Source organism: Hydrogenivirga sp. 128-5-R1-1 (assembly GCF_000171895.1).
Genome location: NZ_ABHJ01000452.1, coordinates 1 through 1,200 on the forward strand (window position 1 = coordinate 1; position 1,200 = coordinate 1,200).

The following is a 1,200-nucleotide window of genomic DNA, read 5'->3' on the forward strand; positions in this document are numbered from 1 at the left end:
CTTTGTCTATATTTGTGGCTTTTATTGGACTTGATAGAGAGCTTCAAAAGATAGCCAGTTCCTATGAGAAAGCTAATAAAAATGAAAATAAAAATAATAACAGTGAGGACTCTAAAAATGCTTGAATTAAACACTTTTCTAAAAAGTTCAGACAATCCTAACATAAGCACAAGAGAAAAACACCAAGAAATTATCAATACAAATTTCCCTATATCAAAAGCTATATTAATGCCCCAAATTTCAAGCTCCATACCAAAAGCATATAAACAGAGCAAAGCTTTATCCAGCAATTATGTCAAAGTTAAAGGAGGGCTAAGCTGATGGAAGAGCTTAAAAGGTTTAATAAGGAATTAGAAAAAATAGTTAAAGCACTTGAAAGGTCTCCAGAAGAAGAAATAATGAAAGAAATTTTAATAAATCTAAACTGGGAAATAGTAAAGTTAATTGATAAGTTAGGCAATGGGAAGGAAATTAAGGAGAAAAAATCTCAACAAGTTTCTCCTTTAATTTCTGTTGATATTCATTTGAATGGCTGTCAATTTTTTGTAGTTCCTCAATCAATTGTTCCAGTTCTTGACAAACTTTTTCCTTCCCTAACTCCTTCAAAAATTTCTCAAGAAATTTCTCTGAAAAGTCAAGAAATAAAAGAAGATGTTCATCAGGTTCTGAATGCTGTTTTAGAAGAGTTTTCAAGACAGTATTCTGTAAACAATAAGAAAGAAAAAGAAAATAAAGAGCCTCACTGTAGTTCATCATCTTCCCCTGATAATGAGACTTTAAAAAATTCTACCACAAGGGAGGTTTAGGCTGATGGAAGAGCTGGTTAAAGTTTTAGAAATTGGTTTTGCCTTAATAGGTGCTTCAATAATGACATTATTAATAATGCTTTATGTAAAACTTTCAAATCTTGAAGATGTGATTTCCCAAAAATTTGAAAAAGAGAGCAAAAATAAGGAGTAGGAATATGTATGCAGCCAAATTTGCAGAAAGAGTTTTTGTTTCCTTCCTGTGTTTATCTGCTTTGAAAAATAAAATTGCTGAAATAATCAAAAAAGAAAAATCTAAATATCCCTTATTTATATATGTCAAAAATAACTTAAAGGAGGGTTAGCCAATGGACAGCAAAATTTACAAACTCACTTTAGAAAACAGAAGAAAAGACGTTTATGAGCTTTTAACAAAGGATTTAAACTGTCGTTC

Annotated in this window: 4 protein-coding genes; all 4 read left to right on the top strand. The window is 30.4% G+C overall.

What is annotated here, in order from left to right; all coding sequences use genetic code 11:
• Positions 1-117 precede the first annotated feature (117 nt).
• From HG1285_RS00755 to HG1285_RS19620, 4 genes are read left to right on the top strand one after another with little or no spacing between them, the layout of a single operon-like run.
• Positions 118-321 carry a hypothetical protein gene (locus HG1285_RS00755; RefSeq protein ID WP_008289571.1) on the top strand — a complete coding sequence of 68 codons (204 nt, stop codon included), beginning with the start codon at positions 118-120 and terminating at the stop codon, positions 319-321.
• Complete coding sequence (locus HG1285_RS00750) at positions 321-806, top strand: hypothetical protein (RefSeq protein WP_008289572.1); 486 nt, start codon at positions 321-323, stop codon at positions 804-806. The genes HG1285_RS00755 and HG1285_RS00750 overlap by 1 nt, the downstream gene beginning before the upstream one ends.
• Before the next feature lie 4 nt (positions 807-810).
• Positions 811-960, top strand: a complete 150-nt coding sequence (locus HG1285_RS19615; RefSeq protein WP_008289573.1) for a hypothetical protein — start codon at positions 811-813, stop codon at positions 958-960.
• Between the two features lie 4 nt (positions 961-964).
• On the top strand, positions 965-1,111 hold the full coding sequence (locus tag HG1285_RS19620) for a hypothetical protein (protein ID WP_008289574.1): 147 nt from the start codon (positions 965-967) through the stop codon (positions 1,109-1,111).
• The last annotated feature ends 89 nt before the right edge of the window (positions 1,112-1,200 follow it).

What these genes read in the sequence shown, in the direction of transcription:
- HG1285_RS00755 (WP_008289571.1), top strand. Translation starts at nt 118, where the DNA reads ATGCTTGAATTAAACACTTTTCTAAAAAGTTCAGACAATCCTAACATA.
- HG1285_RS00750 (WP_008289572.1), top strand. Translation starts at nt 321, where the DNA reads ATGGAAGAGCTTAAAAGGTTTAATAAGGAATTAGAAAAAATAGTTAAA.
- HG1285_RS19615 (WP_008289573.1), top strand. Translation starts at nt 811, where the DNA reads ATGGAAGAGCTGGTTAAAGTTTTAGAAATTGGTTTTGCCTTAATAGGT.
- HG1285_RS19620 (WP_008289574.1), top strand. Translation starts at nt 965, where the DNA reads ATGTATGCAGCCAAATTTGCAGAAAGAGTTTTTGTTTCCTTCCTGTGT.